Here is an 18231-nt window from a genome sequence, read left to right as displayed (position 1 = left end):
TGGTTTGCTGTCCGGCGGGGTTCCGACGGTGCGGCTCTCGTTCCGGCGGCCCAGGCCGGGCGCGGTCGCCGTCTCTCCTCACAACGGGAGGCCGGTGAGCCCGCCCGTTCACGGACGGTTCCGGAGCTGGAGGTGACGGGTGGTCGGGGCCCGACAAGGGGGCGGACCGCCCGGGGAGGACCCCGCGCGGGGCCGGGGCGGCACAAGGGTGCGGGATCTGCCCGGGCGCGGTGCCAGGAGGCTGCGCGGGGCGGCCCGAACCGTCGGCCGGTCCCTCGCCTCGGCCGGCGCGGCGCTCGCCGCCCGGGCCGGTCGGATGCCCCCTCCACCCGGCCCGTTCCGCCGGGGGTTCTGGCGCAGCCCGATCCGCGGGCCGTGGCTCACCTCCGTGTTCGGGTTCGTGCTGCTCGCCGGGATCCCGGTGCTGTTCGTGACCGGGGCGCTGTCCTACGCCGCGTACAACCCCGGCCTCGGCCGGCTCAACGACCAGACGCCGGAGAAGGGGCTGCTGGGCTTCTACCTCTTCGACTGGCCCACCGATCCGTCCTGGCTGTACCGGCTCACCCAAGGCGTGCACGTGACGCTCGGCGTCGTGCTGGTTCCGGTGCTGCTGGCCAAGCTGTGGTCGGTGATCCCGAAGCTCTTCACCTGGCCGCCCGTCCGCAGCGCCGCGAACGCGCTGGAGCGGCTGTCGCTGCTGATGCTCGTCGGCGGCGCCGTGTTCGAGTTCGTGACCGGGATCCTCAACATCCAGCTGCACTACGTCTTTCCGGGATCCTTCTACCCGCTGCACTTCTACGGTGCGTGGGTGTTCATCGCGGCCTTCGCCGTCCACGTGGTCCTCAAGCTGGGCAGCGCGAGCCGTGCCCTGCGGTCGCGTCCGCTGCTGGCGGAGCTGCGGACCGGGCTCGCGGCGACCGGGCCGGAGCCCTCCGACGGCGGGGGCCTGGTGGCGGCCTCGCCGGCCGTGCCGACGACCTCCCGGCGCGGTGCGCTCGCCCTGGTGGGAGGCGGCTCGCTCGTCCTGTTCGCGGTGACGGCCGGGCAGAGCCTGGGCGGCAGCCTCCGCGCGACCGCGCTCCTGGCGCCGCACAACCGGGCCCCCGAGCAGGGCCCGAACGGCTTCCAGATCAACAAGACCGCCGCCGCCGTCGGGATCACCCCGCAGCTCGTCGGGCCCGACTGGCGCCTCGAACTGCACGGTGCCGCGGGGCCGTTGGTCCTCACCCGGGAGCAGTTGCTGGCCATGCCGCAGCGGTCGGCCCGGCTGCCGATCGCCTGCGTGGAGGGCTGGTCCACCGAGGACCAGCTGTGGAGCGGACTGCGGCTGGCCGACCTGGCGGCCCTGGCCGGCCTGCCCGGTGCGGCCGAGGTGCTGGTGGAGTCGGTCCAGCCACCCGGCCCCTTCACCTCGGTGCTGCTGCGGGGCAACCAGATCCGCGACCTCCGGTCCCTCCTGGCCCTGCACGTCAACGGAGTCGACCTGTCGCTCGACCACGGCTTCCCGGCCCGGATCATCGTCCCCGCCAACCCCGGTGTGAACAACACCAAGTGGGTCGGCCGACTCACCTTCAGGGCGTGACCGTGGCCCGACCCGCCCGTCTCACCCGCTGGTACGGCGCAGGGCCGATGCACCTGCTCGTGCTGCTCGCCTCGTTCGCGCTCACCGGTTACGCCGCCGAGCGGCTGGTGTCCGACCGGGCCCTCGCGGTGGTGGTCTGGTTCGTCGGCGGGGCCCTCGTCCACGACCTGGTCCTGCTGCCGCTCTACTCGCTCGCCGACCTCTCCGCCCGGTCCGTCCTGCGCCACCGCCACGAGCGGGCTCCGACCGTCGAGTGGATCAACTACCTGCGGGTACCGGTCGTCCTGTCCGGCCTCCTGCTGCTCGTCTGGTTCCCCCTCGTCCTGAACCTGTCCGAGCCGTACCCGGGGGCCACCGGGCTGTCGGAGGAGGTCTACCTCGGCCGGTGGCTCGCCGTCAGCGGAGTCCTGTTCGGCGCGGCGGCCGTCGCCCTCGCGCTCAAGCTCCGCCGCGTCGGCCGATCCCGACGGTCCGCGCCCGGGTGAGCGGCGGGCCGGCCCGTACCGGTGGTGCGGGGTTCGTGAACCGTAAGAACGGATGTCGAGACCCGAGGCCCGCTGGTTCCCGCAGTGGCCGGAACGGTCTCGCCGAGAGAGAGGTGGAACACATGACGCCACGTGGGGACGCGCCGCGGGCCGAGGTCGGTGTGATCGGCGGCTCGGGCTTGTACGCGCTGCTGGACGAGGTGACCGAGGTGCGGGTCGACACGCCGTACGGGCCGCCGAGCGACGCGCTGTTCCTGGGCGAGGTGGCCGGTCGCCGGGTCGCCTTCCTGCCCCGGCACGGGCGCGGGCACACGCTGCCGCCGCACCGGATCGACTACCGGGCCAACCTCTGGGCGCTGCACGCCCTGGGGGTGCGGCAGGTGTTCGGACCGTGCGCGGTGGGCGGGCTGCGGCCGGAGTACGGGCCCGGCACGCTGCTGGTGCCGGACCAGTTCGTGGACCGGACCGCGGGCCGGGTGCAGACCTTCTACGACGGGCGGCCGCTGCCGGACGGCTCCGTCCCCGAGGTGGTGCACGTGCCGATGGCCGACCCGTACTGCCCGGCGGGGCGGCGGGCGGCCCTGGACGCCGCCGCCGCGGCGGCCTGGGGGCCGGTGGACGGCGGCACCCTGGTGGTGATCGAGGGGCCGCGCTTCTCGACCCGCGCCGAGTCCCGCTGGTTCTCCGCGAACGGCTGGTCGGTGGTCGGCATGACCGGGCACCCGGAGGCCGCGCTGGCGCGTGAACTAGGCCTCTGCTACAGCACGTTGGCGCTCGTCACCGACCACGACGCCGGAGTCGTGGCAGGCGAGGGCGTCACCCAGGCCGAGGTGCTGAAGGTCTTCGCGGGCAACGTCGACCGGCTGCGCACGGTGCTGTTCAAGGCGATCGAGCTGCTGCCCGTCGACCGGGACTGCGTCTGCTCGCACGCCCTGGACGGTCTCACCACCGGCCTTCCGGGCGTCCCCGGAGCCTGACCGGACCGCGAACGGCGGCGCCGCCGGTCCTCGGTGACGGGCCACCGCGGTGGCAGGGTGGGCGCGTGCTCACCCGACGCCTCCTGCCCTGTGTCCTCGCCCTCGCCGCGCTGACGGCGGCCCTGGCACTGACCGTGACCGGCGGCGGGACGCTCGCCGACCGGGCGCCGCTGTACGGCTGGTACGCCCTCGACGCGGCGCTGTTCACCCTCGCGCTCGTCCTGCTCCGCGGGGTGGGCGACCGTCACGTGGTGCCGCTCGTCCTGGCCGGGAGCGTCGCCGTCGCCGCCGTGGGGCTGTTGGCGCCACCGCGCACCAGCGACGACGCCTACCGGTACGTGTGGGACGGCCGCGTCCAGGCGGCCGGCACCTCGCCCTACGCGCGCACCCCGGACGACCCGGCGCTGGCCCGGTTGCGCGATCCGGGCCTGTTCCCGGCGGGTGACGGCTGCGCGGGGTGGGACGAGCGGCGGACCGCGGACGGCGACTGCACCCGGATCAACCGGCCCGCCGTGCACACCATCTACCCGCCGGTCGCGGAGGCGTGGTTCCTCGCCGTGCACCCGTTCGGCGGCGGCGTCCGCGGTGTGCAGGCCGCAGGGGCCGTGCTGGCCGTGGCCACCACCGGCGCACTGCTGGCGGCACGGCGGGGCGGCCGACGCGCTGCGCTGTGGGGCTGGTGCCCCGGAGTGACGGTGTGGGCGGTCAACGACGCGCACGTCGACACCCTCGGTGCGCTCCTGATGGTGGCCGGACTGGGCTTCTCCGCCCGTCGCCGGGCCGGTGCCGGCGGCGCCCTGCTCGGCGCGGCGGTCGCGACCAAGCTGCTGCCGGCGCTCGCCCTGCCCGGAGCGCTCTCCGGGCTGCTGGCCCGGCGTCCGACCAGGTCCGACGTGCTGCTGCTCGCAGTGGCCCTCGGGACGTTCGTGGCGGTCTATCTGCCCTACCTCGTCGCCTCCGGGCCCGGTGTGCTGGGGTACCTGCCCGGATACCTGCGCGAGGAGGGGTACGAGCAGGGGCACCTCGACCGGTTCGGCCTCCTGCGGATCGTCGTCGCCGACCGGTGGGCCCCGTGGGCGGCGGTGCTGGTGCTGGCGGTGGTGGCGCTGTGGGTGCTGCTGCGCGGCGATCCCGGCCGTCCGTGGCGCGGCGCCCTGCTGGTGACCGGAACGGCGCTGCTGGTCGTCGCGCCGAGCTACCCCTGGTACGGCCTGCTGGTGGTGGCCCTGGTCGCGCTCGACGGGCGGTGGGAGTGGCTGGCCGTTCCGGCGGCCGGACAGGCGCTCTACCTCGTCGGCGGGGCGGACGCCCAACGGTCCTCGTACGCGGTCGCGCTGGCCTGTGTGCTCGCGGTGCCGACGGCCCGTGGGTTGTCCCGCGCCGTACCGCCGCGGCCGGCGCGCGGCCCGGCGCCGGGGACGACGAAGGCCTGACCGGCCGCCGACGCTCCGAGGCGCGTGGCGCACCGCCGACCCGGAGGGGGCGGGTCGAAGCGCCCCGTCACACGAGTGTGCCGGCGGAGGACTTGCGGAGGGCGAGGAACCGCCGTCCGTGGGAGGTCCAGCGTTCGGTCTCGACGAGCCCGGCCCGGCGGGCCCGCCGGGTGACCGCCCCGGCGCCGCACCGGGCCCAGGCGAACGCCGGACCGAGGCGGCCGTCGGAACCCTCGACCCGTACGGTGATCCGTTCGTCGAGCTCCCACGGCTCGACCTCGACCAGCAGGACGCCGTCCGGTGCCAGGAGCTCGGCGCCGCGGCGCAGCAGCACGGCCGGGTCGCCGCCGATGCCGAGGTTGCCGTCCGCGAGCAGCGCACCGCCCCAGCGGCCCTCGGCGGGCAGCTGGTCGAACACGGACCGGCACAGGGCGGGGCCTCCGAGGTGGCGGGTCCGTTCCACCGCCGCCCCGGTGACGTCGACTCCCAGGGCCGGGACGCCGAGGGCCAGCAGGGCGGCCACGAGCCGGCCGGGTCCGCAGCCCAGGTCCACCACCGGGGCGGCCAGGCCCACGCAGCGCCGCAGCAGGCTGTGGTCGCCTCCGGCGGCGGGGGCGCACCACCGTTCGACGTCGAGTGCGATGCGCGAGCCGTCCTCCTGACGCAGCCACAGGGGGCCGCGTCCGGCGCGCACGGCCTCGGCGAACGGGTCGTCGATCCAGGCGGCGGCCGGGGCGGTCATCCGGCGAACTCCGGGGCGGTGTCGATCGTGCGCAGGCGCACGGCGAACCCGGTGTGCGGCGCTTCGGCCGCGACGCGGCGGGCGTCCTGGATGGTGTCCACGTCGGTCATCACCGGGAGGTGGCGGACCGTCAGGCGCTCGGCCGCGAGGCGGTCGAGCAGGGCGGCGCCGGTGCGGGAGGTGGACATCGGCACCCCCCGGAGCAGGCGTCGGGCCAGCCGTTCGGTGGGGTGGGCCAGGCCGAGGGCCCAGAAGCCGCCGTCGGCCGCCGGGCCGTACCAGGCGTCCGCACCGGCGCGGTGGGCCGGGGAGAGCGACTCGGCGAGGACGGCCGGGTCCAGCTGCGGGGTGTCCATGCCGACCAGCAGGGCGGGTGATCCCGGTGCTTGCCGGGCAGCGTGGGCGAAGGCCGCCGCGAGCCGCTCGTCGAGCCCGCCGCCGCACTGCGGGACGACGTCCCAACCGGGCGGCAGCCACGGACCGGCGTCCCCGTCGAGGACGAGCAGCCGCCGGCCGGCCGGCATCCGGTCGAGAGCGGCGAGGGTGTCGACGAGGGCGGCCCGGGCCAGCGCCGCCGCCTGCCCCGGACTGCACGGCGGGGTGAGACGTGTCTTCACCCGGCCCGGAACCGGCGCCTTGGCGATGACCAGCAGGGTGGGCGGCGGTGCGGCCAGCACGGCCCGCATGTCGCGTACGGCCTGACGGGTGCCGCGCACGGTCCCGGTGACCTTGGAGCGGCCGGAGCGCGGCAGGTAGTCGACGTCGGTCTCGGTGATCCGCATCCCGGCCGCCGAGGCGGCGAGCACCATTTCGAGCGGATAGCCGGAGCGGCGGTCGCCCAGCCCGAGGGCGATCAGCCGCTCCCGCCGGGCGGCCCGCATCGGTCCGAGGTCGTGCAGCGGCGCCCCGGTGAGGGCGCGCAGCCGGCGGGCGAGGACGGTGTTGGCGAGCCGGGCGTGCACCGGCCAGGCGCCGGCGGTCGCGGGACGGCGGCGGCCGAGCACGAGGTCCGCCGTGCCGGCCGCCACGGGACCGGCGACGCGGGGCAGTTGGGCCGGATCGAGCGAACCGTCGCAGTCCATGAAGCAGACCAGTCCGGCGGTCGCGGCGAGCAGACCGGCGTGGCAGGCGGCGCCGAAACCGCGCCGGGGCTCCTCGACGACGGTGGCGCCCAGCGACCGGGCCAACTCCGCCGAGCCGTCGCGCGAACCGTTGTCGACGACGATCGCGCGCCAGCCGTCCGGGACACGGCCGAGCACCCACGGCAGGGCCGCGGACTCGTCCAGACAGGGGAGGACGACATCGGCGACGGGGACGGGATGGAGGGGAGAAGTCACGCCGGTCACGCTAACCGCAGCCCGGCCCGCCGAGGCCGAACCGCGCCTTGCGGAGGTGCCACGTCGGCGAGGCTCGACCCGTCCGGGGGAGCGGACGGGATCCGGCGGCACCCGCGCACGGCTGACGCCGCGCGCCGGTCTCACGCCCGCTGCGGCGCGGCGGCGAACTCCAGCATCCCGTCGGCGAAGGAGACCCGGGCCCGCCACGTGAGTTCCGTCCGGATCCGGGCCGAGTCCGCGGTGATGTGGCGGACGTCGCCGAGCCGGTACTCGCCGGTCACCACCGGCGTCGGCCCACCGTGGGCGGCGGCCAGCGCCCGTGCCATCTCCCCGACCGTACGGACCTCGCCGCTGCCCACGTTGTAGGCCCGGGTACTGCCCGGCGGGCGGTCGCCGAGCGCCGCCAGCGCGGAGAGGTTCGCGGCGGCGACGTCCGCCACGTGGACGAAGTCCCGGCGCTGCCCGCCGTCCTCGAACACCCTGGGCGATTCGCCCCGGGCCAGGGCCGAGCGGAAGAGCGACGCCACTCCGGCGTACGGAGTGTCCCGCGGCATCCCGGGGCCGTAGACGTTGTGGTAGCGCAGGGTCAGGGCACGGCCCGCACAGGCGCGGGTCCAGGCGGAGACCAGGTGCTCCTGGGCGAGCTTCGTCGCCGCGTACACGCTGCGCGGGTCCGTCGGTGCGTCCTCCGTCACCAGGCAGGGCTGGAGTTCGGCACCGCAGCGCGGGCACGGCGGCTCGAACCGGCCGGCGTCCAGTTCGTCCGGGCGCCGTGGACCGGGTGCGACGTCCCCGTGCAGCCGGCAGCGGTAGCGACCCTCGCCGTAGACCACCATGGACCCGGCGAGGACGAGGCCGCGCACGCCCGAGTGCGCCATCGCGGCGAGCAGCACCGCCGTTCCCAGATCGTTGCAGCCCGCGTAGGCGGGCGCGTCGTCGAGGTCCGTCCCCAAGCCGACCATGGCCGCCTGGTGGCAGACCGCGTCCACTCCGGCCAGCGCCCGCTCGACCGTCGCCCGGTCCCGTACGTCCCCGTGCCGGAAGTCCACCGCCGCGGGCAACTCGGGTGGCATCCCCGAGGGATGGACGGCGGGAAGCAGCGCGTCCAGGACACGGACCTCGTGGCCCGCCGCCACGAGGCCCCGGACGACCGCCGAACCGATGAACCCGGCGCCGCCGGTGACCAGAATCCTCATGACCGGTGACGCTACCGGGCCCCGACCGTGGAACGGCCGAAGGCGGCGGTCGCGTCATGCCTCGGTCAGGGGTTCGGCCGCGCCGCCGTTGTCGGGCGGCCGACCGGGGCCGGTGCTTCCGTGCGGGCTGCGACACCTCCGGGGGAGTGCCGTCGCCGCGCGCTCGCACCCGTCGGCCGTTCGGCGTCGCGGGCGGGTCGGCCGGGGCCGTCCCGGTGCCTGATCGGGCGGCGGTCGGGCCGCACGCCAGGCCGGTCAGGCCTCCGCGGCGCCGACCAGCGGGCGGTGGCAGGCCACCGTGCGGCCGGGCGCCACCTCCCGCGGCCGGGGCTCCTCGGTGGCGCAGCGGCTGTCCGCCAGCGGGCAGCGGGTGCGGAAGCGGCAGCCGCTGGGCGGGGCGAGGGGGGAGGGCGGGTCGGTGGGGAGCAGGCCGGTGTCGCGCAGCGGGCGGCCGGGTTCGGGGACGGCGGCGAGCAGGGCGGCGGTGTAGGGGTGGGCCGGGGCGGCGAGGACGGCCTCGGTGGGGCCGCGTTCGCAGATGCGGCCGAGCTGGAGCACGGCCACCTCGTCGCTCACCGCCCGGACCACGCCGAGGTCGTGGGAGATGAAGAGGCCGGCCAGTCCGCGCTCCTCGGTGAGGTCGCGCAGCAGGTTGAGCACGGTGGCCTGGGCCGAGACGTCGAGGGCGGAGACCGCCTCGTCGGCGATCAGGACGCGCGGCCCGGCGGCCAGCGCCCGGGCGATGGCGACCCGCTGGGCCTGTCCGCCGGAGAGCTGGTGGGGCCGGCGGTCGCCGAACAGGGCGGGCGGCAGGCCGACGGCCTCCAGCTGCCGGGTGACGATCTCCTCGCGGTCGCGGGCCGGGTCGGGGTGGGCGTCGAGGGGTTCGGCGACGAGGTCGCGGACCCGGCGGCGCGGGTTGAGGGAGGAGAGCGGGTCCTGGAAGACCATCTGGAGACGGGGCCGGACCGCCCGCAGGGCCCGCGGGGAGAGCGTGGCGAGGTCGGTGCCGTCGAGGGTGACGGTGCCGGTGGTGGGCGGGGGCAGCCGCAGCAGGGCCTTGGCGATGCTGCTCTTGCCGGAGCCGGACTCGCCGACCAGGGCGAGGGTGCGGCGCGGATACAGGGCCAGGTCGACGCCGCTGACGGCGTGCAGCGGGCCGGAGCGGGTGCGGTGGACGACGCCGAGGCCGGTGGCCTCCAGGACGGCCGTACCGGCGTCGGCAGTTCCGGCGCCGGCGGTGTCGGGGGCGACGGTTTCGGGGGTGGTGGTCATGCCGCGGACTCCAGTTCCTCGGGAGCGGTGGGGTCGGCCGCGGTGAGCGGGAAGTGGCAGTCGACGGTGTGTCCGTCCGCCCCGTCCGCCCCGTCCGCCCCGTCCGCCGCCGTGCGGGTGGGCGGCGGGGTCGTCGTGCACAGCTCCGTCGCCCGCTCGCAGCGCGGGGCGAAGGGGCAGCCGGGGATGGGCCGGGTGAGGTCGGGCGGTGAGCCGGGGATGGCGGGCAGGGTGCGGCGCAGCGGGCCGGTGACCCGCGGGACGGAGCGCAGCAGCGCCGCCGTGTAGGGGTGCCGGGGGTGCCGGGTGACGGCCTCGGTGGGGCCGGTCTCGACGATCCGGCCGCCGTACATGACGGCGAGGCGGCGGGCCCGCCCGTACAGCAGGCCGATGTCGTGGGTGATCAGCAGGGTGGCCAGGCCCCGGTCGACCCGGTGCTGGTCGAGCAGGTCGAGGACGGTGCGCTGGACGGTGACGTCGAGGGCGGTGGTGGGTTCGTCGGCGAGCAGCAGGGCGGGTTCGCCGGCCAGGGCGGCGGCGATGCCGACGCGCTGGCGCAGGCCGCCGGAGAGCTCGTGCGGGTGGGCGCGGGCCCGCCGGGCGGGGTCGGGGACGTCGACGGCGGCGAGCAACTCGGCGGCGGTGCGCAGCCGTTCGCGCCGGGACAGGCGGCGCCGGTTGGTGATCGACTCGGTGACCTGGTCGGCGATCCGGACGACCGGGTTGAGCGAGGTCATCGGATCCTGGTGGACCATGGCGATGCCGGTGCCGAGCAGTTCGGCGCGCCGGGCGGGGGTGGCGGCGAGCAGGTCCTCGCCGTTGAGCCGGATCTCGCCGGTGGCGACGGCCCGGGTGGTTCGCGACCCGACGCCGAGGACGGTGCGGGCGAGCACGGACTTGCCGGAGCCGGACTCGCCGACCACGCCGAGGCACTCGCCGGCCGCGATGGTGAGGCTGACGCCGTGCAGGACGTGCAGGCTCCGCCCGTCGGGGGTGTGCAGGACGGTGTCCAGCGAGCGGACGTCGAGGACGGGGGCGGAGGTCATCCGCGCGCTCCCTTCGTGGGGGTGGGCTTCGCAGCGGCGGACTTGGCTGCGGTGGGCCTGGCTGCGGCGGGAGCACCCGAACGCAGGTGCTCCCCGAGGTAGTTGAGGGCGAGGACGGTCAGGCAGAGCACCGCCGCGGGTGCCAGCGAGATCCACGGCGCGCTGCCGAGGGTGGTGCGGCCCTCGGCGATGATGCCGCCCCAGGAGGGCTCCGGCGGTCGCAGCCCGAAGCCGAGGAAGCTGAGCGAGCCCTCGGCGACGATGGCGACGGTGGTGGCGGTGAAGGCGAAGGTGAGCGCGATCGGCAGGACGTGCGGGACGATCTCGCGGCGCAGGATGCGCAGCGGGGCGGTGCCGATCATGCGGGCGGCCTGGACGAAGCCGCGCTCGGCGAGCGAGAGCACGACGGCGCGCACCACCCGGGTGAAGTGCGGGACGGTGAACAGCCCGATCAGGCCGCCGATGACGGTGAGGCCGGGGCCGCGCATCGAGACCACGATCATCACCAGGATCAGGCTGGGCACGGACATCAGCAGGTCGGTCGCGAAGCCGATGGCCTTGTCGACCGGGCCGCGGAACCAGCCGGCGGCGAGGCCGAGCGCGCCGCCGCCGAGCAGCCCGACCAGGACGGTCAGGGCGGCGACGGTGAAGGAGGCGCGGGCGCCGGCGACGGTGCGCTGCAGGATGTCCCGCCCGGAGCCGTCGGTGCCCAGCCAGTGGCCGGGGCCGGGGGCGGCGGAGGGGTGGGCGAAGTCGCCGTGCAGCGGGTCGAAGCCGGGCAGCAGGGGCAGCAGCAGGGCGGCGAGGGCGACCACGGCCAGCCAGGCCGCGGCGGCGAGCACGCCGGCCGGCGGGCGGCGGCGGGCGGTGGGGGTCCCGGCGGTGGCGGCGGTGTCGGTGGCGCTCTCGGCCGTCCCGGCGGCGCTCTCGGCGGTCACGGTGGTGGTCTCAGCGGTGCTCATGGGCGATCCTCGGGTCGATCGTGCGGTACAGCAGGTCGACCGCGAAGGTGGCCGCGACCACGGCGACGGCGCTGACCACCACCACGGCCTGGACGACCGGGAAGTCCCGGCCGGCGATGGCCCCGGAGACCAGGCTGCCGACGCCGGGCACCGCGAACAGCGACTCGACCAGCACCGAGCCGCCCAGCGAGGTGCCGATGCCGATCCCGATCAGCGTCACCAGCGGCAGGCTGGACGGCCGCAGGGCGCGGCGCAGCAGCAGCCGGGTGGTGCCCATGCCGCGGCTGCGGGCGGCGGCGATGTACGGCTGGTCGAGGGTGTCGAGCAGCTGCCCGCGCAGGGTGCGGGTGAACACGGCGGCCTCGGTGAGGCCGAGGGTGAGGGCGGGCAGCACCAGGTGGCGCAGGTTCTCGGCCGGGTTCTCGGTGAACGGGGTCCAGCCGGTGGCGGGCAGGACGCGCAGCTGGACGGCGGCGATCCAGATGAGCAGCAGGCCGAGGGCGAAGCCGGGCACGGCGAGCCAGCCGAAGGTGGCGGTGGTGGCGAGCCTGTCGAAGGTGCCGCCGGGCCGCCAGGCGGAGAGCAGGGCGACGGGCACGGCCAGGCAGAGCGCCACCAGCTGGGCGGCGAGGAAGAGTTCGAGGGTGACGGGGACGCGGTCGGCGAGTTCTCCGGTGACGGCCGCTCCGGTGGACAGCGAGTGGCCGAGGTCGCCGTGCAGGGCGTCGCCGATCCACTGCCAGGTGGCGGCGAGCACGTTGCGGTCCAGGCCGAGCCCGGCCTCGTAGGCGGAGATCTGCTCGGGGGTGGCGGTGGGGCCGAGGGCGGCGACGGCGGGGGAGCCGGGCATCAGGTGGGGCAGGGCGAGCGCGCCGACGGTGACCAGCAGCAGGACGGCCGCGGCGCGGCCGAGCTGCCCGCCGTACCGCAGGGCGGTCCGGGCGCCGGGGGTCACCGCTTCACCCACAGGGTGGCGGGGGAGACGTTGAGGACGGTGCGCCTGGACAGGTCGGGCAGTCCGCCGACCTTGGCGGTGCCGAGGAAGCCGACGGTGTTCTCGGTGAGGAAGACCATCGGCGCCTCGCCGACGACCCGTGCTGCAGCCTGGCCGTAGGCGGCCGAGCGCTTGGCCGGGTCGGTCGAGGCACGGCCCTCGGTGATCGCCTTCTGGGCCTCGGGGTCCGACCAACTCATGAAGTTGTACGGCGAGTTCGGCAGGTAGAGGCTGCTGAGCGCGGTGTCGGTGTCGCCGAACATGCTGGTGATGAAGTCCATCACCTGGAACTTGCGCTGGAGCATCGCGGTGCCCAGGCCCGCGTTGTCGAGCGGCTTGACGGTCATCCTGATCCCGGCCTCGCCGAGCATCTGCTGGAGCACGGTGGCGCGCTGCTGGGCCTCGGGGCGGCTGTCGACGAGGTACTCGAAGGCGAGGTCGGGGTGGCCGGCCTCGGCCAGCAGGGCACGGGACTTGGCCGGGTCGTGGGCCGGGTAGCCGGCGGCGGTGCGGTACGGGGAGCGGGAGCCGATCGGGCCGTCCGCGACGGAACCCTGACCGAGGAAGACGACCTTCTCCAGGGCCTCGCGGTCGATCGCGTACTGCACCGCCCGGCGGACCCGGACGTCGTCGAAGGGCGCGGCCTTGGTGTTGAACAGCACGGTGCTGGTGGAGCCGGGCCCGGTGGCGGTGCGCAGCCCGTCGGCGGCGGCCTGCTTGAGCTGGCTGGGCGTCTCGGTCCAGATCAGGTCGGTGTCGCCGGAGCGCAGCGACTGGTAGCGGCTGTCGGTGTCGGGCAGCACCCGGTAGACGAGCTTGTCGGCGTGGCCCTTGGCGCCCCAGTACGCGGGATTGCGGGTCAGGGTGACGGAGACTCCGGGCTGCACGCTCTCCACCGTGTACGGGCCGGAGCCGACGGCGGGGGAGTCGCCGGACGGGGCCTCGGAGACGTAGCCGAGCGAGCGGGTGAACAGGTTCGGGAAGGCGGCGTCGGGCGCCTTGAGGGTGAAGGCGACGGTGGTCGGGCCGGTGACGGCGGTGGAGCCGATGGCGGCCGCGTCGAGGGCGCAGGCGCACTTGCTCTCCGGCTTGGCGAGCCGGGTGACGTGGTCGGCGACGGCCTGGGCGTCGAGCGGCTTGCCGTCGCTGAACGTCACGCCCTCGCGCAGGTCGAGGGTCCAGACCGTGGCGTCCGCGTTGGGGGTGAAGGACTTGGCGAGGTACGGCTGGACGGTGCCGTTGTCGCCGTTGACCATCAGCGGGTCGTACAGGGCGTTGGCGAGGACCATCATCGGCATCTGGATCAGCGTTCCGTCGGCCGGGTCGAGCTTGGCGAACGGCCGGTCCAGGCCGATCTTGAGCGTGCCGCCGTCCACGGCCGGCCCGTCGGCCGCCGCTCCGGTGTTCCCGGCGGCGGCTCCGGTGCCGGACAGGGCGTCGTCGGAGGCGGAGCAGGCGGTGAGCGTGAGCGCGGCCGTGCAGGCCGCGGCTACCAGGAGGTGGGTGTGCCGCTTCATGGTTCCTCGGTTCGGGGGGTGCGGGGCGGCCAGGGGGAGTGCGGCCGCCGACGTCCACACCATTTCGGAAGTGGCAGTACTGCCAAAAGGCAGTTGTGCAAACTTCGGATGACGAAACCCGGAAGAGTCGGCTCCTGCCTTGAGCGAGCACGGTCGGACGTGATTCGGTACTGACAGCCGCCCCCTCGGCGGCCCCACCGACGCCCGGACCGGGCACTCGCCCGGGACCGGACCGGGCACTCGCCCGGGACCGGAACAGACCGACTCGGAACCGACTCGGGCCGGCTCGGACACCCAACTCACCGAACAGGAGCGGAAGAACGATGCAGGGGACGGACACCGCGGCGGAGCCGGGCATGCGCGACCGCAAGAAGGCGCGCACCCGCGACAGCATCCGCTCCGCGGCGCTCGACCTCTTCGAGGAGCAGGGCTACGAACGCACCACCGTGGACCAGATCTGCCGCCGCGCCGACGTCGCCCACCGCACCTTCTTCCGCTACTACCCGGCCAAGGAAGCCCTGCTGTTCGGCTGGGACTTCGGCCACGTCGTCCTCGACGCCTTCGCCGCCGCCCCCGCCGAACTCCCGCTCTGGGCCGCGCTCGAACACGCGCTGACCGTCACCGGCGGACAGCTGGAGGAGCCCGTCGAGCACACCGAGCGCCGCCGGCGGCTGCGCAGGGGCCTGCTCGAAGTGCACTCCGTCCACAACTACGCCCTGGTCGTCATCGACGCCTTCATCGAACACACCGTCACCATCGCCACCGAGCGGCTCGGCACCGACCCGGACACCGACCCGGAGACCGATCTGCGCCCGACCGCGTTCGGCGCGATGTTCGGCGGCATGGTGCGGCGCCACATCCTGATCGGCCAGGAGAGCGGCACGCTGGCCGGCTGGGTCAAGGCCTACCGGGACGTGCTCGCCGCGGCGGGCTGACCCGAGCCCCGTCACCGTCACCGTCACCGTTCCCGTTCCCGTCCCCGGGCGTGCCGCCGGCCGCCCGGACGGCACCGCACGCCCAACTCCCCCCTCCGCACCCCCACGTCACCCCTCGTGCGGTGCTGCCCCGCGCCTTCGCCACACCCTTCGTCACGCCCCTCGCAAGACCCTTCGCACATCCCGAAAGGCCCCCGCATGTCCCTGGTCAACTTCCGCGACCCCGCCGTGCTCGCCGACCCCGCGGGCCGCTGGATCCGTCCCGGCGCCCTGTTCCGCTCCGCCCAGCCCTTCCCCGCCGCCGACGCGGACGTCGTCGCCCAGCTGCGCGAGCACGGCGTCACCACCGTCGTCGACCTCCGGGGCGAGGCCGAGAGCAGCCCCGAGGACTGGGCCGCCGCCGAGGCCGCCGGCATCGCCGTCGTCGCCGCCCGGATCGAGCCCACCAACGACGAACTGGCCCAGGCCATGCGGACCATGACCACCGCCGCGGACCTCGGCGCCTTCTACCTGCTGATGGCCGAGTCCGCGCCGCAGGCCCTGGCCGCCGCCGTCGAGGCCACCGCCCGCCCCGGCGGGGTGCTGGTGCACTGCGCCGCAGGCAAGGACCGCACCGGGCTGCTCACCGCGCTGCTGCTGGAACTGCTCGGGGTGCCCGCCGAGGAGATCGTCGCCGACTACGCCCGCACCAACGAGGCGATCCAGCAGATCTGGGCCGGGCTCGCCGACCGCAACCGCGCCGCTCTCAACGAGGTCGAGGCCGGCCGACTGGTCGTCCCCGCCCCGCTGCTGGAGGCCCCCGCCGGAGCGATGAGCGCCTTCCTCGACCTGGTCCGCACCAAGCACGGCGGCGCCGCCGCCTTCCTGGCCGTCTGCGGGGTCACCGCGGAAACCCTGGACGCCTTCCACGCCAAGGCCACCGCGGGTACCGAGGCCGCCGCCGGTGCCGCGACCACGGCCCGCACCGCGACCGCCGTCCGTACCGCCGTGTCGAACGCCGCCGAGGTGACGGCATGACGACGACCCTGCTGCACCACACCGACGGCACGCCCTTCCGGGACCTCAACCACAACGGCACCATGGAGCCCTACGAGGACCCGCGGCTGCCCGTCGAGGAGCGGGTCGAGGACCTCCTCGGCCGGATGACCGTGGAGGAGAAGGCCGTGCTGATGCTGCACGGCCGGATGCTCCCCGGCGAGCACCCGCCGTTCCCCTCCGGCGCCGACCTGATCACCGAACGCGGCCTCACCCACTTCGCCATGATGGCCGTCCCCGACCCGCGCGCGATGGCCGCGTGGAACAACCACGTCCAGGACCTCGCCGCGGCCGCCCGGCTGGGCATCCCGGTCACCCTCTCCTCCGACCCCCGGCACGGCTTCACCGCCAACCCGGCCACCGCCCACACCGGCGGCGGCTTCAGCACCGGCCCCGAGCCGATCGGCCTCGCCGCCACCGACGACCCCGAACTGGTGCGCCGCTATGCCGACCTGATCCGCCGCGAGCTGTGCGCCGTCGGCATCCGGGTCGCCATCCACCCGATGGCCGACCTCGCCACCGAGCCCCGCTGGGCCCGGATCAGCGGCACCTTCGGGGAGGACCCGGAGCGCGCCTCGCGCATGATCACCGCCTACATCGAGGGCCTCCAGGGCGAGCGGATCGGCCCGGACAGCGTCGCCTGCATGACCAAGCACTTCCCCGGCGGCGGCCCGCAGGCCGGCGGCGAGGACTCGCACTTCGCCGCGGGGCGCCGACTGGTCTACCCCGGTGGCGAGTTGGAGACCCACCTGCGCCCCTTCGAGGCGGCCTTCGCCGCGGGCACCGCGCAGATCATGCCCGCCTACGCGATCCCCTCCGGCAGCGGCCTCGCCGAGGTCGGCGCCAACTTCAACCGGGACGTCATCACCGGCCTGCTGCGCGGGCGTTACGGCTTCGACGGCGTGGTCTGCACCGACTTCAACGCCATCACCGGCATGAGCGTCCCCGGCGTGGTCACCCTGCCGCCGCGGCACTGGGGCGTCGAGGAGCTGTCCGTCGCCGAGCAGGTCGTGCTCACCCTCGACGCGGGCGCCGACCAGCTCGGCGGCGAGACCGACCCGGAGCTGATCCTGGCCGCCGTCCGCTCCGGCGCCGTCACCGAGGCCCGGCTCGACGAGTCGGCCCGCCGCATCCTGCGCGACAAGTTCCGCCTCGGCCTCTTCGACGACCCGTACGTCGACGTGGAGGCCGCCGCCGAACTGGTCGGCACCCCGGAGGGCCGGGCGCTCGGCCGCGAGGTCCAGCGCCGCTCCGTGGTCCACCTGGCCGGCGAGCCGCGTACGGCCACCGCCGCCACCCGGCTCTACGTCGAGGGCGTCGACCCGCAGGTCGCCGCCGGGTACGGCACCCTCGTCGAGCAACCCGAGCAGGCCGACCTGGCCGTCGTCCGCCTCGCCACCCCGTACGAGCGGCGCGAGGGCATGCTCGAACAGCACTTCCACAGCGGTTCGCTGGAGTTCGAGGCGGCCGAGGCCGAGCGGCTCACCGCCCTGGCCGCCGCCGTCCCCACGGTCTTCGCCGCCCAGCTGGAACGGCCCGCCGTCCTCACCCCGCTGGCCCCGCACGCGGCCCTGCTGATCGGGGAGTTCGGCGCCGCGGACGAGGTCGTCCTGGACGCCGCCCTCGGCCGCGCCCCGATGACCGCGACCCTCCCGTTCGACCTGCCCGCCTCCGACGCCGCCGTCGCCGCCTCCCGCGAGGACGTCCCCTTCGACACCCGCGCCCCGCTCTTCCGCCACGGCCACCGCGCCCCCGCCGGAAGCTGACCCACCCCGCCCCGGGGAGCGCCCCCGGGGCGGGGCCTCGTATGCCGGCGCTCGGTCAGCAGCGTCGAGTCCCTTCCGATCCCGGCCGACGCCGAGGTTCACCTCGGCCGGATGCGAACATGGCACGGAGCCGGGTGAGCGACCGGCGACCATCATTGGGCCGGGCCTGCCCGGTCACGCTTGTACGGGGTGCGGTGTCATGGTGAAGGACTGGCGGGGCGACAGGATCGGCAGCGCGCTGAAAGGCACGAACCCCACGGTGCTCCGGCGGCTCGACGCCGGCTTCGCGGTGATCGGCGACGTGCAGTTCCTGCCCGGCTACTCGGTCCTGCTGGTGGACGAGCCCGGTGTGCAGCGGCTGTCCGATCTCCCGCGCGGCAAACGAACGGCTTTCCTGGCGGACATGGACCGGCTGGGTGAGGCCGTGGAGCGGGTCTGCCGGCGGCTGGACCCGGAGTTCCGGCGCGTGAACCTGGAGATCCTCGGCAACACCGACAACTTCCTGCACGCGCACGTGTGGCCGCGGTTCGAATGGGAGAGCCCGGAGCTCGTCCGCCGCCCGGTGTGGCTGTATCCCGCGGAGAACTGGCGCGATCCCGCGAGCGCGCTCGGACCGGAGCACGACGGACTGCGGGAGGCGATCGGGCGCGAGCTCGACGGCTTGTCCGCGCCGGCGGGACGTCCGGAGGACAGGGGGCGAGCGTGAGATCCAACCCTGGGACCGACGGCATGCCGCTGGGCGACGAGCGGTGGCCGTGAGTCGCCGACACGGCAGAGCGCACCGCAGCACGCTTCGACCCGCCGGCCCGGCCGCCGCCGGCCCTCGTCGCTCCGGCCCGCGTCGCCGGCCCCGGCCACTTCTCCGCGGCGGGCGAGAGTGAGTGCCGCGGCTGTCCGTTCGGGGGTCGCGAAGTCCGGATCGTGGCAGAGGGTACGCTCCGCGAGCTGC

At 75.4% G+C, this 18231-nt stretch carries 16 protein-coding genes and 1 pseudogene; 8 read left to right on the top strand and 9 right to left on the bottom strand.

Annotated features, from left to right (window positions below):
• Positions 1–316 precede the first annotated feature (316 nt).
• The 4 genes from ACFVHV_RS12510 to ACFVHV_RS12495 all read left to right on the top strand — a co-directional run bounded on the left by ACFVHV_RS12510 (position 317) and on the right by ACFVHV_RS12495 (position 4477).
• Positions 317–1582 (top strand): molybdopterin-dependent oxidoreductase, encoded by a 1266-nt coding sequence (locus ACFVHV_RS12510; RefSeq protein WP_380351044.1) that lies wholly within the window; start codon positions 317–319, stop codon positions 1580–1582.
• Positions 1583–1629: 47 nt separating this feature from the next.
• Complete coding sequence (locus tag ACFVHV_RS12505) at positions 1630–2067, top strand: hypothetical protein (RefSeq protein WP_380351073.1); 438 nt, start codon at positions 1630–1632, stop codon at positions 2065–2067.
• Positions 2068–2189: 122 nt separating this feature from the next.
• On the top strand, positions 2190–3044 hold the full coding sequence (locus ACFVHV_RS12500) for an S-methyl-5'-thioadenosine phosphorylase (RefSeq protein ID WP_359903873.1): 855 nt from the start codon (positions 2190–2192) through the stop codon (positions 3042–3044).
• A 65-nt stretch (positions 3045–3109) separates the two neighbouring features.
• Positions 3110–4477 (top strand): hypothetical protein, encoded by a 1368-nt coding sequence (locus ACFVHV_RS12495; RefSeq protein WP_380351042.1) that lies wholly within the window; start codon positions 3110–3112, stop codon positions 4475–4477.
• Positions 4478–4544: 67 nt separating this feature from the next.
• On the opposite strand, the gene ACFVHV_RS12490 is transcribed toward ACFVHV_RS12495, so the two are convergent.
• The 9 genes and pseudogenes from ACFVHV_RS12490 to ACFVHV_RS12450 all read right to left on the bottom strand — a co-directional run bounded on the left by ACFVHV_RS12490 (position 4545) and on the right by ACFVHV_RS12450 (position 13546).
• Positions 4545–5219: an SAM-dependent methyltransferase gene (locus tag ACFVHV_RS12490; protein WP_380351041.1), complete on the bottom strand. Its 675-nt coding sequence runs from the start codon at positions 5217–5219 to the stop codon at positions 4545–4547.
• Positions 5216–5743 carry a DUF2064 domain-containing protein gene (locus tag ACFVHV_RS12485; RefSeq protein WP_380351071.1) on the bottom strand — a complete coding sequence of 176 codons (528 nt, stop codon included), beginning with the start codon at positions 5741–5743 and terminating at the stop codon, positions 5216–5218. The genes ACFVHV_RS12490 and ACFVHV_RS12485 overlap by 4 nt, the downstream gene beginning before the upstream one ends.
• A gap of 99 nt (positions 5744–5842) precedes the next feature.
• Positions 5843–6565: pseudogene (locus ACFVHV_RS12480) on the bottom strand (glycosyltransferase family 2 protein); the annotation flags it as partial.
• Positions 6566–6696: 131 nt separating this feature from the next.
• A complete protein-coding gene (locus ACFVHV_RS12475; protein ID WP_359903865.1) occupies positions 6697–7752 on the bottom strand; it encodes an NAD-dependent epimerase/dehydratase family protein in 1056 nt (351 codons plus the stop codon).
• A gap of 255 nt (positions 7753–8007) precedes the next feature.
• On the bottom strand, positions 8008–9027 hold the full coding sequence (locus ACFVHV_RS12470; protein ID WP_380351039.1) for an ABC transporter ATP-binding protein: 1020 nt from the start codon (positions 9025–9027) through the stop codon (positions 8008–8010).
• Complete coding sequence (locus tag ACFVHV_RS12465) at positions 9024–10073, bottom strand: ABC transporter ATP-binding protein (RefSeq protein WP_380351037.1); 1050 nt, start codon at positions 10071–10073, stop codon at positions 9024–9026. The genes ACFVHV_RS12470 and ACFVHV_RS12465 overlap by 4 nt, the downstream gene beginning before the upstream one ends.
• Complete coding sequence (locus tag ACFVHV_RS12460; protein ID WP_380351036.1) at positions 10070–11035, bottom strand: ABC transporter permease; 966 nt, start codon at positions 11033–11035, stop codon at positions 10070–10072. The genes ACFVHV_RS12465 and ACFVHV_RS12460 overlap by 4 nt, the downstream gene beginning before the upstream one ends.
• Positions 11022–11990: an ABC transporter permease gene (locus ACFVHV_RS12455; RefSeq protein WP_359903854.1), complete on the bottom strand. Its 969-nt coding sequence runs from the start codon at positions 11988–11990 to the stop codon at positions 11022–11024. The genes ACFVHV_RS12460 and ACFVHV_RS12455 overlap by 14 nt, the downstream gene beginning before the upstream one ends.
• Positions 11987–13546 (bottom strand): ABC transporter substrate-binding protein, encoded by a 1560-nt coding sequence (locus ACFVHV_RS12450; protein WP_359903851.1) that lies wholly within the window; start codon positions 13544–13546, stop codon positions 11987–11989. Before ACFVHV_RS12450 ends, ACFVHV_RS12455 begins: the two co-directional genes overlap by 4 nt.
• Positions 13547–13869: 323 nt before the next feature.
• On the opposite strand from ACFVHV_RS12450, the gene ACFVHV_RS12445 reads away from it, so the two are divergent.
• From ACFVHV_RS12445 to ACFVHV_RS12430, 4 genes are all read left to right on the top strand, one after another.
• On the top strand, positions 13870–14481 hold the full coding sequence (locus tag ACFVHV_RS12445; RefSeq protein ID WP_359903848.1) for a TetR family transcriptional regulator: 612 nt from the start codon (positions 13870–13872) through the stop codon (positions 14479–14481).
• Between the two features lie 198 nt (positions 14482–14679).
• Entirely contained in the window at positions 14680–15498 is an 819-nt protein-coding gene (locus tag ACFVHV_RS12440) for a tyrosine-protein phosphatase (protein ID WP_380351033.1), read from the top strand.
• Positions 15495–17282: a glycoside hydrolase family 3 protein gene (locus ACFVHV_RS12435; RefSeq protein WP_380351031.1), complete on the top strand. Its 1788-nt coding sequence runs from the start codon at positions 15495–15497 to the stop codon at positions 17280–17282. Before ACFVHV_RS12440 ends, ACFVHV_RS12435 begins: the two co-directional genes overlap by 4 nt.
• Positions 17283–17481: 199 nt before the next feature.
• Complete coding sequence (locus ACFVHV_RS12430; protein ID WP_380351029.1) at positions 17482–17988, top strand: diadenosine tetraphosphate hydrolase; 507 nt, start codon at positions 17482–17484, stop codon at positions 17986–17988.
• Positions 17989–18231: the final 243 nt, after the last annotated feature.

This window comes from Kitasatospora sp. NPDC127116 (assembly GCF_042677365.1).
Taxonomy (GTDB): Bacteria; Actinomycetota; Actinomycetes; order Streptomycetales; family Streptomycetaceae; genus Kitasatospora; species Kitasatospora lactacystinica.
The sequence above is the reverse complement of the archived record's forward strand: the minus strand, read 5'-3'. Positions and strand labels throughout refer to the sequence as shown.